Below are 15,152 nucleotides of genomic sequence, written 5' to 3'. Positions count from 1 at the left end.
CAGATTTAGATCAACGAACGGCCCATTCGAAACACTACTCACTGAAAACCAGCGATACTCAGTGCATTCGCACGTGGGCAGGAACGCCCGTGGTCGTGCCTCAGCCATAACAATGACTACCTCCAGGGAAGTGGACCTATGCTGCGCCGGCGCATGCTGATCATGTTGGCCATCGTGCTGTTGATCGTGTTGATTCTGGGGGGCTACAAGGCCTTTTCGATCTATCAGCAGATCCAGATGTTTACCGCACCGAAACCGCCGGTCAGCGTTGCCGCCGCAACGGCTGAGCAGCGCCCATGGCAGCAGCGCCTGCCGGCGGTCGGCAGCCTCAAGGCGTTGCAGGGCGTCGAGCTGAGCCTGGAGCAGGCCGGCACGGTGAAGTCGCTGCACTTCGAGTCTGGCCAGCAGGTCAAGCAAGGCCAGTTGTTGCTGCAACTGGACAGCGATCAGGAAGCCGCCCTGCTCGGCACCGCCCAGGCTGACCTAGGCCTGGCCAAGGTGGACTACGGCCGTGGTAGTCAGCTGGTTGGTGACCAGGCTATCTCTCGCGGCGAGTTCGACCGGTTGACTGCGCAGTACCGGCGTAACCAGGCGGTGGTCGATCAGCTCAAGGCCTCGCTGGAGAAGAAGAGCATCAAGGCGCCGTTCAGCGGCACCATTGGTATCCGTCAGGTCGACATCGGCGATTTTCTTGCCAGCGGTACGGTGATCGCTACCCTGCAGGACCTGTCCAGCCTGTACGTCGACTTCAACATGCCCGAGCAGAGCCTGCCGCAACTGGCCCTCGGCCAAAAAGTGCTGCTGCAGGTGGCGGCGTTCCCTGGCCAGACCTTCAATGCCACGCTCAGCGCGATCAACCCCAAGGTCGACGAGAACACCCGCAACCTGCTGGTCCGCGCCAGCCTGGCCAACCCCGATGGCAAGTTGCTGCCGGGGATGTTTGCCAGCCTGCTGGTGCTGCTGCCCGATCCTCAGCCACAGGTGGTAGTGCCGGAGAGCGCCATCACTTACACCCTGTACGGCAACTCGGTATACGTGGTCAGCCCGAAACAGAACGCAGACGGCCAGCCGGAAAACGACGCCGACGACAAGCCGCAGCTGATCGCTGAGCAACGCACCATCCGCACCGGCGAGCGCCGTGACGGTGTGGTGGTGGTCAGTGAGGGGCTCAAGGCGGGAGAACGGGTGGTCAGTGCCGGGCAACTGAAACTGACCCCGGGCGCCGCCATCCAGATCACCGAGCAAGCGTCGACCACCCCAGCCAGCGCTCCGCGCGGCAACTGAGCAGGAGGCTGACATGGCGTTCACAGACCCGTTCATCCGCCGCCCGGTGCTGGCCAGTGTGGTCAGCCTGCTGATCCTTCTGCTCGGCTTTCAGGCCTGGAGCAAACTACAGATCCGCCAGTACCCACAAATGGAAAACGCCCTGATCACGGTGACCACCGCCTACCCCGGGGCCAACGCCGAGACCATCCAGGGCTATATCACCCAGCCGCTGCAGCAGAGCCTGGCCAGTGCCGAAGGCATCGACTACATGACCTCGGTGAGCCGGCAGAACTTCTCCATCATCTCGATCTACGCACGGGTTGGCGCCAACAGCGACCGTTTGTTCACCGAGCTGCTGGCCAAGGCCAACGAAGTGCGCAACAAGCTGCCGCAGCAGTCCGAAGCGCCGGTATTGAGCAAGGAGGCAGCAGACGCCTCGGCGCTGATGTACATCAGCTTCTACAGCGAGCAGATGAGCAATCCGCAGATCACCGACTACCTGTCACGGGTGATCCAGCCCAAGCTGGCTACCCTACCGGGCATGGCCGAGGCCGAGATCCTCGGCAACCAGGTGTTTGCCATGCGCATCTGGATCGACCCGGTCAAATTGGCCGGCTTCGGCCTGACCGCCAATGACGTCACCGATGCCGTCCGCCGCTACAACTTCCTCTCGGCCGCAGGCGAGGTCAAGGGCGAGTACGTGGTCACCAGCATCAACGCCACCACCGAATTGAAATCACCGGAGGCGTTTGCTGCATTGCCGCTGAAGACGGCCGGCGACACCAGGGTGCTGCTCGGCGATGTCGCCCGGGTCGAGATGGGCGCAGAGAACTACGACACGGTCAGCTCGTTCGACGGCACGCCCTCGGTGTACATCGGCATCAAGGCCACGCCGTCGGCCAACCCGCTCGAGGTCATCAAGGAAGTGCGGCGGGTCATGCCGGAGCTGGAAGGTCAACTACCGGCCGGGCTCAAGGTGTCGATTGCCTACGACGCGACGCTGTTTATCCAGGCCTCCATCGACGAAGTGATCAAGACCCTCGGCGAAGCGGTGCTGATCGTCATCGTCGTGGTGTTCCTGTTCCTCGGCGCGCTGCGCTCGGTGCTGATCCCGGTCGTCACCATCCCGCTGTCGATGATCGGCGTGCTGTTCTTCATGCAGACCATGGGCTACTCGCTGAACCTGCTGACCTTGTTGGCGATGGTGCTGGCGATCGGCCTGGTGGTGGACGATGCGATCGTGGTGGTGGAAAACATCCATCGCCATATCGAGGAAGGCAAGATGCCGTTCGATGCGGCGCTGCAGGGCGCCCGCGAAATTGCGATACCGGTAGTGTCGATGACCATCACCCTGGCTGCGGTGTATGCGCCAATTGGTTTTCTCGAAGGCCTGACCGGTGCGCTGTTCAAGGAGTTTGCCCTGACCCTGGCGGGTGCAGTGGTGATCTCCGGCATCGTCGCCCTGACTCTGTCGCCGATGATGTGCGCGTTGCTGCTGCGCCGCGAGCAGAACGCCAGTGGCCTGGCGCATCGCCTCGACCGGATCTTCGACGGCCTCAAGCTGCGTTATCAACGGCTGCTGCACGGCACCCTCGACAGCAGACCGGTGGTGGTGGTGTTTGCCGTGATCATCCTGTGCCTGATCCCGGTGCTGCTCAAGTTCACCCAGAACGAGCTGGCGCCCGACGAGGATCAGGGCGTGATCTTCATGATCAGCAGTGCGCCGCAGCCGACCAACCTTGATTACCTGAACACTTATACCAATCAGTACACCGGGATCTTCAAAGGCTTCCCGGAGTATTACTCGTCGTTCCAGATCAACGGCTTCAATGGCGTGCAGAGCGGCATCGGTGGCTTCCTGCTCAAGCCGTGGAACGAGCGCGAGCGCAGCCAGATGGAGCTGCTGCCACTGGTCCAGGCCAAGCTTGCCGAAATCGCCGGCCTGCAGATCTTCGGCTTCAACCTGCCGGCGCTGCCCGGCACTGGCGAAGGTTTGCCGTTCCAGTTCGTGATCAATACCGCCGGTGATTACCCGGCGCTGCTCGAGGTCGCCCAGCGGGTCAAGGAGCGCGCGCAGGCGTCCGGCAAGTTCGCCTTCCTCGACATCGACCTGGCGTTCGACAAGCCCGAGGTGGTGGTCGACATCGACCGGGCCAAGGCGGCGCAGATGGGCGTGTCGATGGACGTGCTCGGCGGCACCCTGGCCACCCTGCTCGGCGAAGGCGAGATCAACCGCTTCACCCTCGAAGGGCGCAGCTACAAGGTCATCGCCCAGGTCGAACGCGCCTATCGCGACAATCCCGACTGGCTCAACAGCTACTACGTGAAGAACAACCAGGGCCAACTGCTGCCGTTGTCGACCCTGATCACCCTGAGCGACCGTGCTCGACCGCGCCAGCTCAACCAGTTCCAGCAACTGAACTCGGCGATCATTCAGGGCGTGCCACTGGTGAGCATGGACGAAGCGCTGGCGACGGTGCGGCAGATCGCCAGTGAAGAAGCGCCAGAAGGCTTCTCGTTCGACTACGCCGGGGTGTCGCGGCAGTTCGTCCAGGAAGGCAGCGCGCTGTGGGTAACTTTCGGCCTGGCGCTGGCGATCATCTTCCTGGTGCTGGCGGCGCAGTTCGAGAGCTTCCGTGACCCGCTGGTGATTCTGGTGACGGTGCCGTTGTCGATCTGCGGAGCCTTGCTGCCGTTGTTCCTGGGCCTGTCGAGCATGAACATCTACACCCAGGTCGGCCTGGTGACGTTGATCGGGCTGATTACCAAGCACGGCATTCTGATCGTCGAATTCGCCAATCAGCTGCGCAAGGACAAGGGGCTGGATGTGCGCGAAGCCATCGAAGAGGCGGCGGCGATCCGCTTGCGGCCAGTGCTGATGACGACCGCGGCGATGGTGTTCGGCATGGTGCCGTTGATTCTGGCGACCGGCGCTGGGGCGGTCAGCCGCTTTGACATCGGTATGGTGATTGCCACCGGGATGTCGATCGGGACCTTGTTCACGCTGTTTGTGCTGCCGTGCATCTACACGCTGCTAGCGCACAAGACCGTGGCACGGGAGGCGGAGGTAACGCGCGGGTGAAGTACACGCTGCCGGCTGGATCGTTACTCGACCCAGCCGGCAGCGCTCGCCTCAGCGGCGTACCGGGCGCTTCTGCAGCTTGCGCTGCAAGGTGCGCCGGTGCATGCCCAGCGCCCGCGCCGTGGCGGAGATATTGCCTTCGTGCTCGCCGAGCACGCGCTGGATGTGTTCCCACTGCAGGCGGTCTACCGACATGGGGTTTTCCGGTACCAGCGAGTCCAGATCAGCGTGCTCGGACAGCAAGGCCGCCAGCACGTCATCGGCATCGGCCGGTTTGCACAGGTAATTGCAGGCGCCACGCTTGATCGCCTCGACCGCAGTGGCAATGCTCGAGTAACCGGTGAGGATCACCACGCGCATTTCCGGGTCCATCTCGAGCAGCTTGGGCAGCAGCACCAGGCCCGAATCACCGTCCATTTTCAGGTCCAGCGCGGCATAGTCGGGCAGGTCGTGCTGGGCCAGGATCAGACCTTCCTCGGCCGACGACGCGGTGCTTACGCGGAAACCGCGGCGGCTCATGGCCCGGGACATGACCCGGGTGAAGGTGGCATCGTCGTCTACCAGCAACAGGTGCGGCAGCTCTTCGCCGTCGATCTGGGTTTCATCAGTCATCATTCATCTCCTCGCTTGCCACGGGGCAGGCGCAGCTCGGTAAGCGTGCCGCCCTGCTCATGACTATAGAGTTTCACCGAGCCGCCCGCACGCGTAACGCTGGCCTTGCTCAGAAACAGGCCAAGACCGAAGCCTTTGCCCTTGGTGGTAAAGAAGGGTTTGCCGATGGCCTCGGCAATGGCCGGAGGAATGCCCGGGCCATGGTCGCGGATACTGATGATGATGTCCTCGGCGTTCCAGTCGAGGCGCACTTCAAGGTCATCCGGGCAGGCATCGGCAGCATTGTTAAGCAGGTTCAGCAGCGCTTGGGTCAGGTCGGGCGGTGGGGTCAGTTGCGGCACCTCGCCATCGCGCAGGCGCTGGAAGCGGTAACTGGCTTCGGGGCGCATCAGGTGCCAGCGGTTGAGTGCTTCGTCAAGCCAGGCGGTAACGTCCTGCTCGACGATGGCCATGCGTCGGTTAGCCTCGGCGGCGCGCACCAGTTGCTGCAGGGTCTGTTTGCACAGCTTGACCTGGTCTTGCAGGATCGCCAGGTCCTCCTGCAACTGCGGGTCGTGATGGTCCTGGCGCATCTCGTTGATCAGTACGCTCATGGTCGACAGCGGCGTGCCCAGCTCATGCGCGGCACCGGCGGCCTGCGTGGCGACGGCCAGCAATTGCTCATCGCGCAGACTCTCTTCGCGGCGCTCGCCACGCCATTGCTCCTGGCGGCGCAACTCTTCGGCCATGCGTGCGGCAAAGAAGGTGATCACCGCCGCGGCCAGGGCAATACTCAGCCACATGCCGTAGACCTGCATGGTGTCGCGCGCCAGCGGCAGCGTTTCCAGCGGATAGAACTGCACCAGCAACAGGCTGTAGGCGACCAGGGCCAGGCCCGAGAGCACCAGCGAGTAGATCCACGGCAAGGTCACCGCAGCAATCGCCAGCGGCACCAGGTAATAGGAGACGAACGGGTTGGTCGAGCCACCCGAGTAGTACAGCAATGCGCTGTGAATCAGCAGGTCACAGGCCAGCTGGAAGGCGTACTCGAGTTCGGTAACCGGCAGCGACAGGCGCAGGCGCAAGGCGGTGAAGGCGCACAGCAGCGATGACAGCGCCAGGGTTGCCGCCAGCGACAGCCACGGCAGCGGCAGCAGTTCGGTCCAGTAGGCAACGCCGACCGAGCCGGCCTGGGCGGCCAGCACCAGGACCCGAATAACGGTCAGGCGCCAGAGGTTCTGGCGAGTTGCAGACAACGGTTGTGCGGCAGCGAGCATGAGCTCTCCTGATGAGTGCTCCAGGGACATCGGCGAGAGTATACCCAAGCCTGGCCTTGCGCTGCTGCGCTGCGGCAAAGCGCCACACTTTGTCACAGCTTGATGATGGCACTTTTGAACCCACTACACTGAAACCGGTCTTATGGGCCATGCGTGGCATGGACAATTACTCGCCACGCCTATTCTTCGCCAAGGAGTCACCTATGCATATCTCTCGTCGCAGCACTGCCCTGCTTCTTTCCTGCGGCCTGTTGGCCAGCCTCCCGGCGCTGGCTGAAGAGCCGCGTTACAACCAGGTCTCGCTGCGCGCCGAAGTCAGCAAGGAAGTGCCCCGCGACCTGATGGTCGTGACCCTTTACAGCGAAGCCCAGAACAGCGATCCGGGCAAGCTGGCCAAGGACATTACCGAGACCATGAACAAGGCCATGCAACAGGCGCGTCAGGTCAAGGAAGTGAAAATCAGCCAGGGCAGCCGCAACAGCTACCCGGTCTACGACGCCAAAGGCCAGAAGATCACCGCCTGGCGCGAGCGTGCCGAGCTGCGCCTCGAGAGCGCCGACTTCCCGACCCTGTCGAAACTCACCGGCGAGCTGCTGCAGGACCTGAAGATGGGCGGCATGGACTTCTCCATTGCCCAGACTACGCGCAAGACCAGCGAAGACGAGTTGCTCAAGGAGGCGGTAAATGCCTTCAAGGCTCGCGCTCAGCTGGCGACCGAGGCCCTCGGCGGCAAGGGTTACAAGGTGGTCAACCTGAACCTGAACAGCAGCGGCTATCCGCGCCCTTATATGCGAAGCGCGCCAATGGCGATGAAAGCCATGGGGGCTGATGAGGCGGCGGTGGCGCCTGAAATCGAAGCGGGCACCAGTGAAGTCAGCATGAATGCTGACGGTTTGATTGAAGTGCTGATGCCTTGATCGATTGATCTGCACGTTATACCGGGGGCCGCTTTGCGGCCCCTTCTTACATCGCTTTAAGCCCTTTCCTACGCCCCAATGCGGCGCTTCTTCCTTGACATCCCGCTGCGCAACATATGGCAAAAAGCCGCCATCTTCGCCGCGCAAACGATCAACTTCGCCATTACTTACACCCAGGCGACATTATCGTACGCTCGTTCCACATTCCGCCTGCCAGCTATCACCCACACTGTTGCATTGCCAATCTGCCACGCATAAAGATCGATGGGTCGGCTCACAAGGCCATCTCAGCTAAAAATGACAACAATGAGGCCATCATGCTCAAACATGCAGTCATTCCGCTTTTATTCGGCGCAGGTTTGCTCGCCGGAGCGCCGTCGGCCAGCGCCGCGAGCAACCTGGTGTTTTGTTCGGAGGGTAGCCCGGCAGGCTTCGATCCTGGTCAGTACACCACTGGCACCGATTTCGACGCTTCGGCCGAGACCATCTTCAATCGCCTCAGCCAGTTCGAGCGCGGCAGCACCAAGGTGATTCCGGGTCTGGCGACCAGCTGGGACGTCTCCGACGACGGCAAGACCTGGACCTTCCACCTGCGCGAAGGGGTCAAGTTCCACACCACGCCGTACTTCAAACCGAGCCGCGACTTCAATGCCGATGACGTGCTGTTCACCTTCCAGCGCATGCTCGACAAGAACCACCCGTTCCGTAAGGCATACCCCAGCGAATTCCCTTATTTCACCGACATGGGCATGGACCGCAACATCGCCAGCGTCGAAAAAATCGATGAGCACAGCGTGCGTTTTACCCTCAATGAGGTAGATGCAGCGTTCATCCAGAACATGGCGATGAGCTTTGCCTCGATCCAGTCAGCGGAATACGCCGATCAACTGCTAAAGCAGGGCAAGCCGGCCGACATCAACCAGAAGCCGATCGGCACCGGCCCGTTCGTTTTCAACAAGTATCAAAAGGACGCGCTGATCCGTTTCAAGGGCAACAAGCAGTATTGGCAAGCCGGTGAGGTCAAGCTCGACAACCTGATCTTCGCCATCACCACCGACGCCTCGGTGCGCATGCAGAAGCTCAAGCGTAACGAGTGCCAGGTGACACTGTTCCCGCGACCGGCCGACATCCAGCCGCTCAAGGCCGACAAAGACCTGCAGATGCCTGACCAGGCTGGCTTCAACCTGGGCTATATCGCCTACAACGTGATGGACCAGATCAAAGGCAGCAACCAGCCCAACCCGCTGGCCCAGCTCAAGGTTCGCCAGGCCCTGGACATGGCGGTGAACAAGCCGCAGATCATTGAATCGGTGTACCAGGGCGCCGGCCAGCTGGCAGTCAATGCCCTACCGCCGACCCAGTGGTCTTACGACAGCAGCATCAAGGACGCCCCCTACGACCCGGAAAAAGCCAAGCAGCTGCTCAAGGAGGCCGGCATCAAGGAAGGCACCGAGATCACCTTGTGGGCCATGCCCGTGCAGCGCCCATACAACCCCAACGCCAAGCTGATGGCCGAGATGCTGCAGGCCGACTGGGCCAAGGTTGGCATCAAGGCCAAGATCGTCAGCTATGAATGGGGTGAGTACATCAAGCGCTCCAAAGGTGGCGAACAGGGCGCCATGCTGATCGGCTGGAGCGGTGACAATGGCGACCCGGACAACTGGCTGGGCACCTTGTACGGCTGCGATGCGGTCGACGGCAACAACTTCTCCAAGTGGTGCTACAAGCCCTATGACGACCTGATCAAGCAGGCCAAGGCCACCCCTGACCAAGCCAAGCGCAGCGAGCTGTACCAACAGGCGCAGCACATCCTCAAACAGCAGGTGCCGATTACCCCGATCGCTCACTCGACGGTGTACCAGCCGATGCGCAGCACGGTGCAGGACTTCAAGATCAGCCCGTTCGGCCTCAACTCCTTCTACGGCGTAAGCGTCGCCAAATAACCCCGCCAGGCCCACTGCCAGCCCTTGGCAGTGGGCGCTGTAATCAGGCCATCGGACGGATCCCCCACTTCCGTCGGAAAATCCCTACAGCCCTTGGGGAAATCACAACCTGTCGCCCCCTTCCCTCCCGACGTAACGTCAGGAACGAGCAATTGCTGCCGTTCCAGCGCCCCCGCTGCGGCTGACATTGGATGAGGAGAAGGATCTGCCATGCGCCATATTCCGCTGTATTCGGTTGTATTAGGCCTGGGCTTGCTGACCCAGGCATCGCTCAGCCATGGCAACAGCCTGGTGTTCTGTTCCGAGGGCAGCCCGGCCGGCTTTGACACCGCCCAGTACACCAGCGCCACCGACAATGACGCCGCCGAACCGATCTACAACCGCCTGGTCGAGTTCGAGCGCGGCGGCACCGCAGTGCAACCGGCGCTGGCCGAAAGCTGGCAGGTCAGCGACGACGGCCTGCATTACACCTTCAACTTACGTGCGGGAGTGAAATTCCACAGCAGTTCAACCTTCAAGCCAAGCCGCGACTTCAACGCCGATGACGTGCTGTTCACCTTCCAGCGCATGCTTGACCGTCAGCACCGCTTCCGCCTGGCGTACCCCAGCGAGTTTCCCTACTTCGTCAGCATGGGCCTGGACAAGAACATCGCCAGGATCGAAAGCAACGATCCGCTGAGCGTCAGCTTCACCCTGAATAGCGTCGATGCAGCGTTCATCCAGAACATCGCCATGAGCTTCGCCTCGATCCTCTCCGCCGAGTATGCCGAGCAGCTGCTCGCCACCGGCCGCCCGACCGACATCAACCGCAAGCCCATCGGCACCGGGCCGTTTGTGTTCAGCAAGTATCAGAAAGACTCGCAGATCCGCTACAAGCGCAACGCGCACTACTGGGCGCCTGAGCAAGTGCAGCTGGACAACCTGATCTTTTCGATCAACGTCGACCCGTCGGTGCGGATGCAGAAGCTGCGGCGTAACGAATGCCAGGTGACCCTGAATCCAAGGCCTGCCGACCTGCCGATGCTCAGCACTGACGACAACATGCAGGTGTTGAGCATGCCGGGCTTCAACCTCGGCTATATCGCCTACAACACTCAGCACGCGCCGTTTGACCAGCTGCAGGTGCGCCAGTCCATGGACATGGCGGTCAACAAGCAGGCGATCCTGCAGGCGGTGTACCAGGACGCCGGGCAACTGGCCGTCAATGCCATGCCGCCGACGCAATGGTCGTACGACACCAGCATCAAGGACGCCCTCTACGACCCGGCCAAGGCCAAGCGCCTGCTGGACGAGGCCGGGGTCAAGCCCGGCACCGAAATCACCCTCTGGGCCATGCCCGTGCAGCGTCCTTACAACCCCAACGCCAAGTTGATGGCAGAGATGCTTCAGGCCGACTGGAACAAGCTCGGCTTCAAGGTGCGCATCGTCAGCTACGAGTGGGGTGAATACGTCAAGCGGATGAAAAGTGGCGAGCATGACGTTGCCCTGATCGGCTGGACCGGCGACAACGGCGACCCCGATAACTGGCTGGGCACGCTTTACAGCTGCGCCGCCATCGGCAGCAACAACTACTCGCGCTGGTGCGATCGCGAGTACGACCAACTGGTCCAGCAGGCCAAACAGGTCACCGACCCCGCCAAGCGCAGCGCGCTGTATCAACAGGCCCAGCAGCGCCTCAAGCAGCAGGTACCCATTACCCCGGTAGCCCATTCGACGGTTAATCAGCCGCTCAGCACTCGGGTCCAGGGCTTCAAGGTCAGCCCATTTGGCCGCAATGCCTTCACTGGCGTCAGCGTCGATTGAGCCGCTGCGCCCGCCCTCTTCGCGGACACCCCGCGTCCTCCGGCAACACCGCAACCACCCCGCGCTCACAAGGCGCGGCGATAACTAAAAATACAATGGAGCTGTAGCCATGAAACTACCCGTAACCACTGCACTGGCACTGTCGCTAGGTGCGTTCTGCACGGTCGCCCAGGCCGACACGGTCGGCGATGAGTTCTTCACCCTGAAGCTCAGGCCCAGTGCCCAGGCTGACGCCAGTGGCTTTTTCGACGGCCAAAGCGTCACCGGCAGCACCCGCAACTGGTATGCCCGCGAACGCGCAGCACGCGCGCCGCTGTGGAAGTACAGCAAAAGCGACGGCAGCCGCCACGACACGCATAGCCGCAGCAACTGGCTGCAGGGCAGCATCCTCAACTACAGCTCAGGCTTCACCCAGGGCACCGTCGGCTTCGCCGCAGAAGTGGCGGCCTACAACGCTGTAGCCCTGGAGCGCGACCGCCGCTCGGTGGCCGGCCCCAACAACCGTACCCTGACCCACAGCAATGGCGACCCGCTCGACCAGTGGAGCAAAGCCGGCCTGGCCAATATCAAGGCGCGCATTTCCAACACCACCCTGACCGCGGGCCGCCAGCCGCTCGACACACCAATGCTGGCCAGCATCGGCAACCGTGCTCTGCCCTCGAGCTTTCAAGGCGTCAGCCTGCACAGCGCCGAATTTGACAAGCTCTCGTTCGACTTCGCCAGCTTCGACCGAGTCTCGCCACGTACCGAACAAAGCTTGAGCAAGTTCCGCAGCGAGTATGGCGCTGCTGGCCTGGAAACCGACCGCGCCAGCACCGTCGGCCTCAACTATCAGCCGCTGCCCAACCTGAGCGCCAGCCTGTACGCGGCCAAGGTGGATGACTTCTGGAACCAGTACTACTTCGGCGCCAACCATGTGCTGGGAGACAGCGCAAGCCTGAGCCTGACCAGCGCCCTGCACTACTACAAAACCAAGGACGAAGGCCGCAAGAAGCTCGGTAAAATCGATAACGACACCTACAGCCTGTCGCTGGGACTGACTCATCAGGCGCACAGCCTGACGGCGTCCTGGCAGCAGGTCATGGGCAACGAGTATTTCGACTACCTGCATGAAACCAACGGCATCTACCTGGCCAACTCATTACTCTCGGACTTCAACGGCCCCAACGAGAAATCGCTGCAGCTGGCCTATGTCCTGAACATGGCTTATTACGGCGTGCCCGGACTCAAGTTCAACCTGTACAACGCCCGCGGCTGGGGCATCGACGGCACCCACTACCGCGGTACGGCCTATGACGTGCGCGGTCTGGACGGCGAGACCCACTACGAGTGGGGTGTCGGCAGCAGCTATGTGCTGCAGAGCGGCCCATTGAAAGACACCAGCATCCGCGCTACCTATACCACCCACCGGGCCAGCAAGGCGCAGTCCGACGGCAGCCTGGATGAACTGCGCATCGTCACCACCATCCCTTTCAACATCCTTTGACCGTAGCCGCCGCGGCTCGCTGAGGCCGGCCGTGGCGGCTACGCTGGATCATTCATAGCAGGGAGGTTGCATGACATCTCTATCCCTACGCGCTGCCCTGGCAGCCCTGTTGACCCTCGCCGCAGCGGCAAACGTTGCGGCCAAGCCGCTGGTGGTGTGCACCGAGGCCAGCCCTGAGGGCTTCGACATCGTTCAGTACACCACCGCAGTGACTGCCGACGCTTCGGCCGAGACCGTGTTCAACCGCCTGGTCGATTTCAAACCCGGCACCACCGATATCCAGCCAGCGCTGGCCGAGCGTTGGGAGATCAGTGCCGATGCCCTGACCTACACCTTCCACTTGCGCCCAGGGGTCAAATTCCACAGCACCGATTACTTCACGCCGACGCGCGACTTCAACGCCGACGACGTGCTCTGGAGTTTTCGCCGTCAGCTCGATCCGAACCATCCCTGGCACAACAAGACCAGTGTCGGTTATCCGTACTTCGAGAGCATGGCGTTCAGCAAACTGATCAAGTCGGTCGAGAAGACCGATCAGCTCACCGTGGTCTTTACCCTCAATCGGCCGGAAGCGCCGTTCCTGCGTGACATGGCCATGGCCTTCACCTCGATCTACTCCGCCGAATATGGCGATCAGCTACTCAAGGCCGGCACCCCCAACCTGCTCAACAGCAAGCCGATCGGTACCGGTCCGTTCATCTTCCAGCGTTATCGCAAGGATGCTCAGGTGCGCTACAAGGCCAACCCGGAGTATTTCCGCGGCAAGCCGCCGGCTGACCCGCTGATATTCGTGATCGCCACCGACAACAACGTGCGGGTCCAGAAACTGCACGCCAATGAATGCCAGGTCGCGCTGCATCCCAAGCCTGACGATGTGCCTTTGATCAGGCAGGACAAACGCCTGAAGGTGGCAGAGCTGGAAGCGCTGGTCACCGGCTATATCGCCATGAATACCCAGCGCAAATACCTCAGCGATGTGCGCGTGCGCCGCGCGATCAACCTGGCCTTCGACCGCCAGGCGCATGTCGACCAGTTGTTCGGCAAAGGCAACGCGCTGATGGCGGTAAACCCTTATCCGCCAAGCATGTCCGGCTTCAATACCGACAACCACAACCCACCTCGTGATCTGGACAAGGCCCGCGCGTTGCTGGCAGAGGCCGGAGTGCCGCCCGGCACCGCGCTCACCCTGTTCACGCGCAACGGCGGCGGCCCGACCAACCCCAACCCGCGCTTGTCTGCCGAGATGCTCCAGGCAGACCTCGCTCAGATCGGCATCAAGCTTGAAATCCGCGTGATGGAGTGGGCCGAGATGCTGCGCCGGGCGAAAAACGGCGAGGCCGATCTGGTCTCTACAGGCTGGGGCAGCGACAACGGCGACCCGGACAACTTCCTCACTCCGCTGCTCAGCTGCGATGCGGCCAAAAGCGGCGAGAACTATGCACGCTGGTGCAACTCTGAGTTTCAGGCACTGATCAGTCAGGCGCGCACCGTGATCGACGAAGATCAACGGGCAAACCTCTATTTCAAGGCCTTGGCGGTGTACGATGGCGACCAACCCTGGATCAGCATGGCCCATCCGAAAGTGTTCACGGCCATGCGTGCGAATGTGGAGGGTTATCAGCTCAACCCTCTGACCAACAATAACTTCGCCACAACCCGGGTGGAGTAGCACGACAACAATGACCGCTGGCAGCCTGCACGGGAGCCGGCGGCGCAATCCGGACCAGCCGCCCCGATGGCGGGCTGGCCGGCTGATGAGGTACACCAAGCATGTTGAGTTTTATTGCCCGACGTCTGGGCCTGCTGATTCCGACGTTCTTCGGTATCACTCTGCTGACCTTTGCCCTGATTCGCCTGATCCCCGGCGACCCGGTCGAAGTGATGATGGGCGAACGCCGGGTCGACCCTGAAATGCACGCCCAGGCTATGGAGCGCCTGGGCCTGAACAAACCGATGCCGGTGCAGTACCTGGACTACATCGGCAAGCTCGCCCAGGGCGATCTGGGTGAATCGCTGCGTTCTCGCGAGAGCGTCTGGAGCGAGTTCACCACGCTGTTCCCGGCGACCCTCGAACTGGCCCTGGCGGCGCTGTTCTTCGCCGGCGTCGTCGGTTTGCTCGCCGGCGTGATCGCCGCCCTCAAGCGCGGTTCGCTGTTCGATCACGGTGTGATGGGGCTTTCTCTGGCCGGCTACTCGATGCCGATCTTCTGGTGGGGCCTGATCCTGATCATGTTCTTCTCGGTGAGCCTTGGCTGGACGCCGGTATCCGGGCGCATCGATCCCTTGCTGGATATTGAGCCGCGGACCGGCTTCATGCTCATCGATAGCCTGCTCAGTGACGAAGAAGGCGCGTTCAAGGATGCGCTCATGCACCTGATTCTGCCGGCCATCGTGCTTGGCACCATTCCACTGGCGGTAATCGCCCGCATGACCCGTTCGTCGATGCTCGAAGTGCTGCGCGAGGACTACATCCGCACTGCCCGCGCCAAGGGCCTGTCGCCAGCGCGGGTGGTGTTCGTGCATGGTCTGCGCAATGCGCTGATCCCGGTGCTGACGGTGTTCGGTCTGCAGGTCGGCGCGTTGCTGGCAGGCGCGGTCCTGACCGAAACCATCTTTTCCTGGCCGGGCATCGGCAAATGGCTGATCGAAGCCATCGGTGCCCGTGACTATCCCGTGGTCCAGAACGGCATCCTGCTGATCGCCTGCCTGGTCATTCTGGTCAATTTCGTCGTGGATATTCTCTACGGCCTGGCCAATCCACGTATCCGTCACCAGCGCTGAGGCCCC

General features: G+C 61.9%; 10 protein-coding genes. 8 read left to right on the top strand and 2 right to left on the bottom strand.

The genetic code is table 11. The annotated features are described in order from the left end of the window. The first annotated feature begins 138 nt into the window (after positions 1-138). Both IDM28_RS04395 and IDM28_RS04390 read left to right on the top strand, forming a co-directional pair. Complete coding sequence (locus tag IDM28_RS04395) at positions 139-1,284, top strand: efflux RND transporter periplasmic adaptor subunit (protein WP_181108489.1); 1,146 nt, start codon at positions 139-141, stop codon at positions 1,282-1,284. A gap of 13 nt (positions 1,285-1,297) precedes the next feature. Continuing rightward, a complete protein-coding gene (locus tag IDM28_RS04390) occupies positions 1,298-4,348 on the top strand; it encodes a multidrug efflux RND transporter permease subunit (RefSeq protein ID WP_188035444.1) in 3,051 nt (1,016 codons plus the stop codon). 51 nt (positions 4,349-4,399) lie between these two features. Here the strand turns inward: IDM28_RS04390 and IDM28_RS04385 are convergent, their stop codons facing one another. Beyond that, the gene (locus tag IDM28_RS04385; protein WP_101316763.1) at positions 4,400-4,960 is read right to left on the bottom strand and encodes a response regulator transcription factor; all 561 of its coding nucleotides are present in this window, start codon (positions 4,958-4,960) and stop codon (positions 4,400-4,402) included. After that, positions 4,960-6,216 (bottom strand): ATP-binding protein, encoded by a 1,257-nt coding sequence (locus IDM28_RS04380; RefSeq protein ID WP_103436140.1) that lies wholly within the window; start codon positions 6,214-6,216, stop codon positions 4,960-4,962. The genes IDM28_RS04385 and IDM28_RS04380 overlap by 1 nt, the downstream gene beginning before the upstream one ends. A gap of 203 nt (positions 6,217-6,419) precedes the next feature. On the opposite strand from IDM28_RS04380, the gene IDM28_RS04375 reads away from it, so the two are divergent. The 6 genes from IDM28_RS04375 to IDM28_RS04350 all read left to right on the top strand — a co-directional run bounded on the left by IDM28_RS04375 (position 6,420) and on the right by IDM28_RS04350 (position 15,146). Further along, on the top strand, positions 6,420-7,133 hold the full coding sequence (locus tag IDM28_RS04375; RefSeq protein WP_188035443.1) for an SIMPL domain-containing protein: 714 nt from the start codon (positions 6,420-6,422) through the stop codon (positions 7,131-7,133). Between the two features lie 317 nt (positions 7,134-7,450). Beyond that, entirely contained in the window at positions 7,451-9,076 is a 1,626-nt protein-coding gene (locus IDM28_RS04370) for an ABC transporter substrate-binding protein (RefSeq protein ID WP_181108492.1), read from the top strand. Between the two features lie 210 nt (positions 9,077-9,286). Beyond that, a complete protein-coding gene (locus IDM28_RS04365) occupies positions 9,287-10,879 on the top strand; it encodes an ABC transporter substrate-binding protein (protein WP_188035442.1) in 1,593 nt (530 codons plus the stop codon). Positions 10,880-10,988: 109 nt separating this feature from the next. After that, on the top strand, positions 10,989-12,365 hold the full coding sequence (locus IDM28_RS04360; RefSeq protein WP_188035441.1) for an OprD family porin: 1,377 nt from the start codon (positions 10,989-10,991) through the stop codon (positions 12,363-12,365). 70 nt (positions 12,366-12,435) lie between these two features. Next, positions 12,436-14,034 (top strand): ABC transporter substrate-binding protein, encoded by a 1,599-nt coding sequence (locus IDM28_RS04355; protein WP_150570800.1) that lies wholly within the window; start codon positions 12,436-12,438, stop codon positions 14,032-14,034. A 101-nt stretch (positions 14,035-14,135) separates the two neighbouring features. Beyond that, entirely contained in the window at positions 14,136-15,146 is a 1,011-nt protein-coding gene (locus IDM28_RS04350; protein ID WP_188035440.1) for an ABC transporter permease subunit, read from the top strand. Positions 15,147-15,152: the final 6 nt, after the last annotated feature.

The organism is Pseudomonas sp. EZ-C24 (assembly GCF_014525325.1).
Classification (GTDB): domain Bacteria; phylum Pseudomonadota; class Gammaproteobacteria; order Pseudomonadales; family Pseudomonadaceae; genus Aquipseudomonas; species Aquipseudomonas shirazensis.
The sequence above is the reverse complement of the archived record's forward strand: the minus strand, read 5'-3'. Positions and strand labels throughout refer to the sequence as shown.

What these genes read in the sequence shown, in the direction of transcription:
- IDM28_RS04395 (WP_181108489.1), top strand. Translation starts at nt 139, where the DNA reads ATGCTGCGCCGGCGCATGCTGATCATGTTGGCCATCGTGCTGTTGATC.
- IDM28_RS04390 (WP_188035444.1), top strand. Translation starts at nt 1,298, where the DNA reads ATGGCGTTCACAGACCCGTTCATCCGCCGCCCGGTGCTGGCCAGTGTG.
- IDM28_RS04385 (WP_101316763.1), bottom strand. Translation starts at nt 4,960, where the DNA reads ATGACTGATGAAACCCAGATCGACGGCGAAGAGCTGCCGCACCTGTTG.
- IDM28_RS04380 (WP_103436140.1), bottom strand. Translation starts at nt 6,216, where the DNA reads ATGCTCGCTGCCGCACAACCGTTGTCTGCAACTCGCCAGAACCTCTGG.
- IDM28_RS04375 (WP_188035443.1), top strand. Translation starts at nt 6,420, where the DNA reads ATGCATATCTCTCGTCGCAGCACTGCCCTGCTTCTTTCCTGCGGCCTG.
- IDM28_RS04370 (WP_181108492.1), top strand. Translation starts at nt 7,451, where the DNA reads ATGCTCAAACATGCAGTCATTCCGCTTTTATTCGGCGCAGGTTTGCTC.
- IDM28_RS04365 (WP_188035442.1), top strand. Translation starts at nt 9,287, where the DNA reads ATGCGCCATATTCCGCTGTATTCGGTTGTATTAGGCCTGGGCTTGCTG.
- IDM28_RS04360 (WP_188035441.1), top strand. Translation starts at nt 10,989, where the DNA reads ATGAAACTACCCGTAACCACTGCACTGGCACTGTCGCTAGGTGCGTTC.
- IDM28_RS04355 (WP_150570800.1), top strand. Translation starts at nt 12,436, where the DNA reads ATGACATCTCTATCCCTACGCGCTGCCCTGGCAGCCCTGTTGACCCTC.
- IDM28_RS04350 (WP_188035440.1), top strand. Translation starts at nt 14,136, where the DNA reads ATGTTGAGTTTTATTGCCCGACGTCTGGGCCTGCTGATTCCGACGTTC.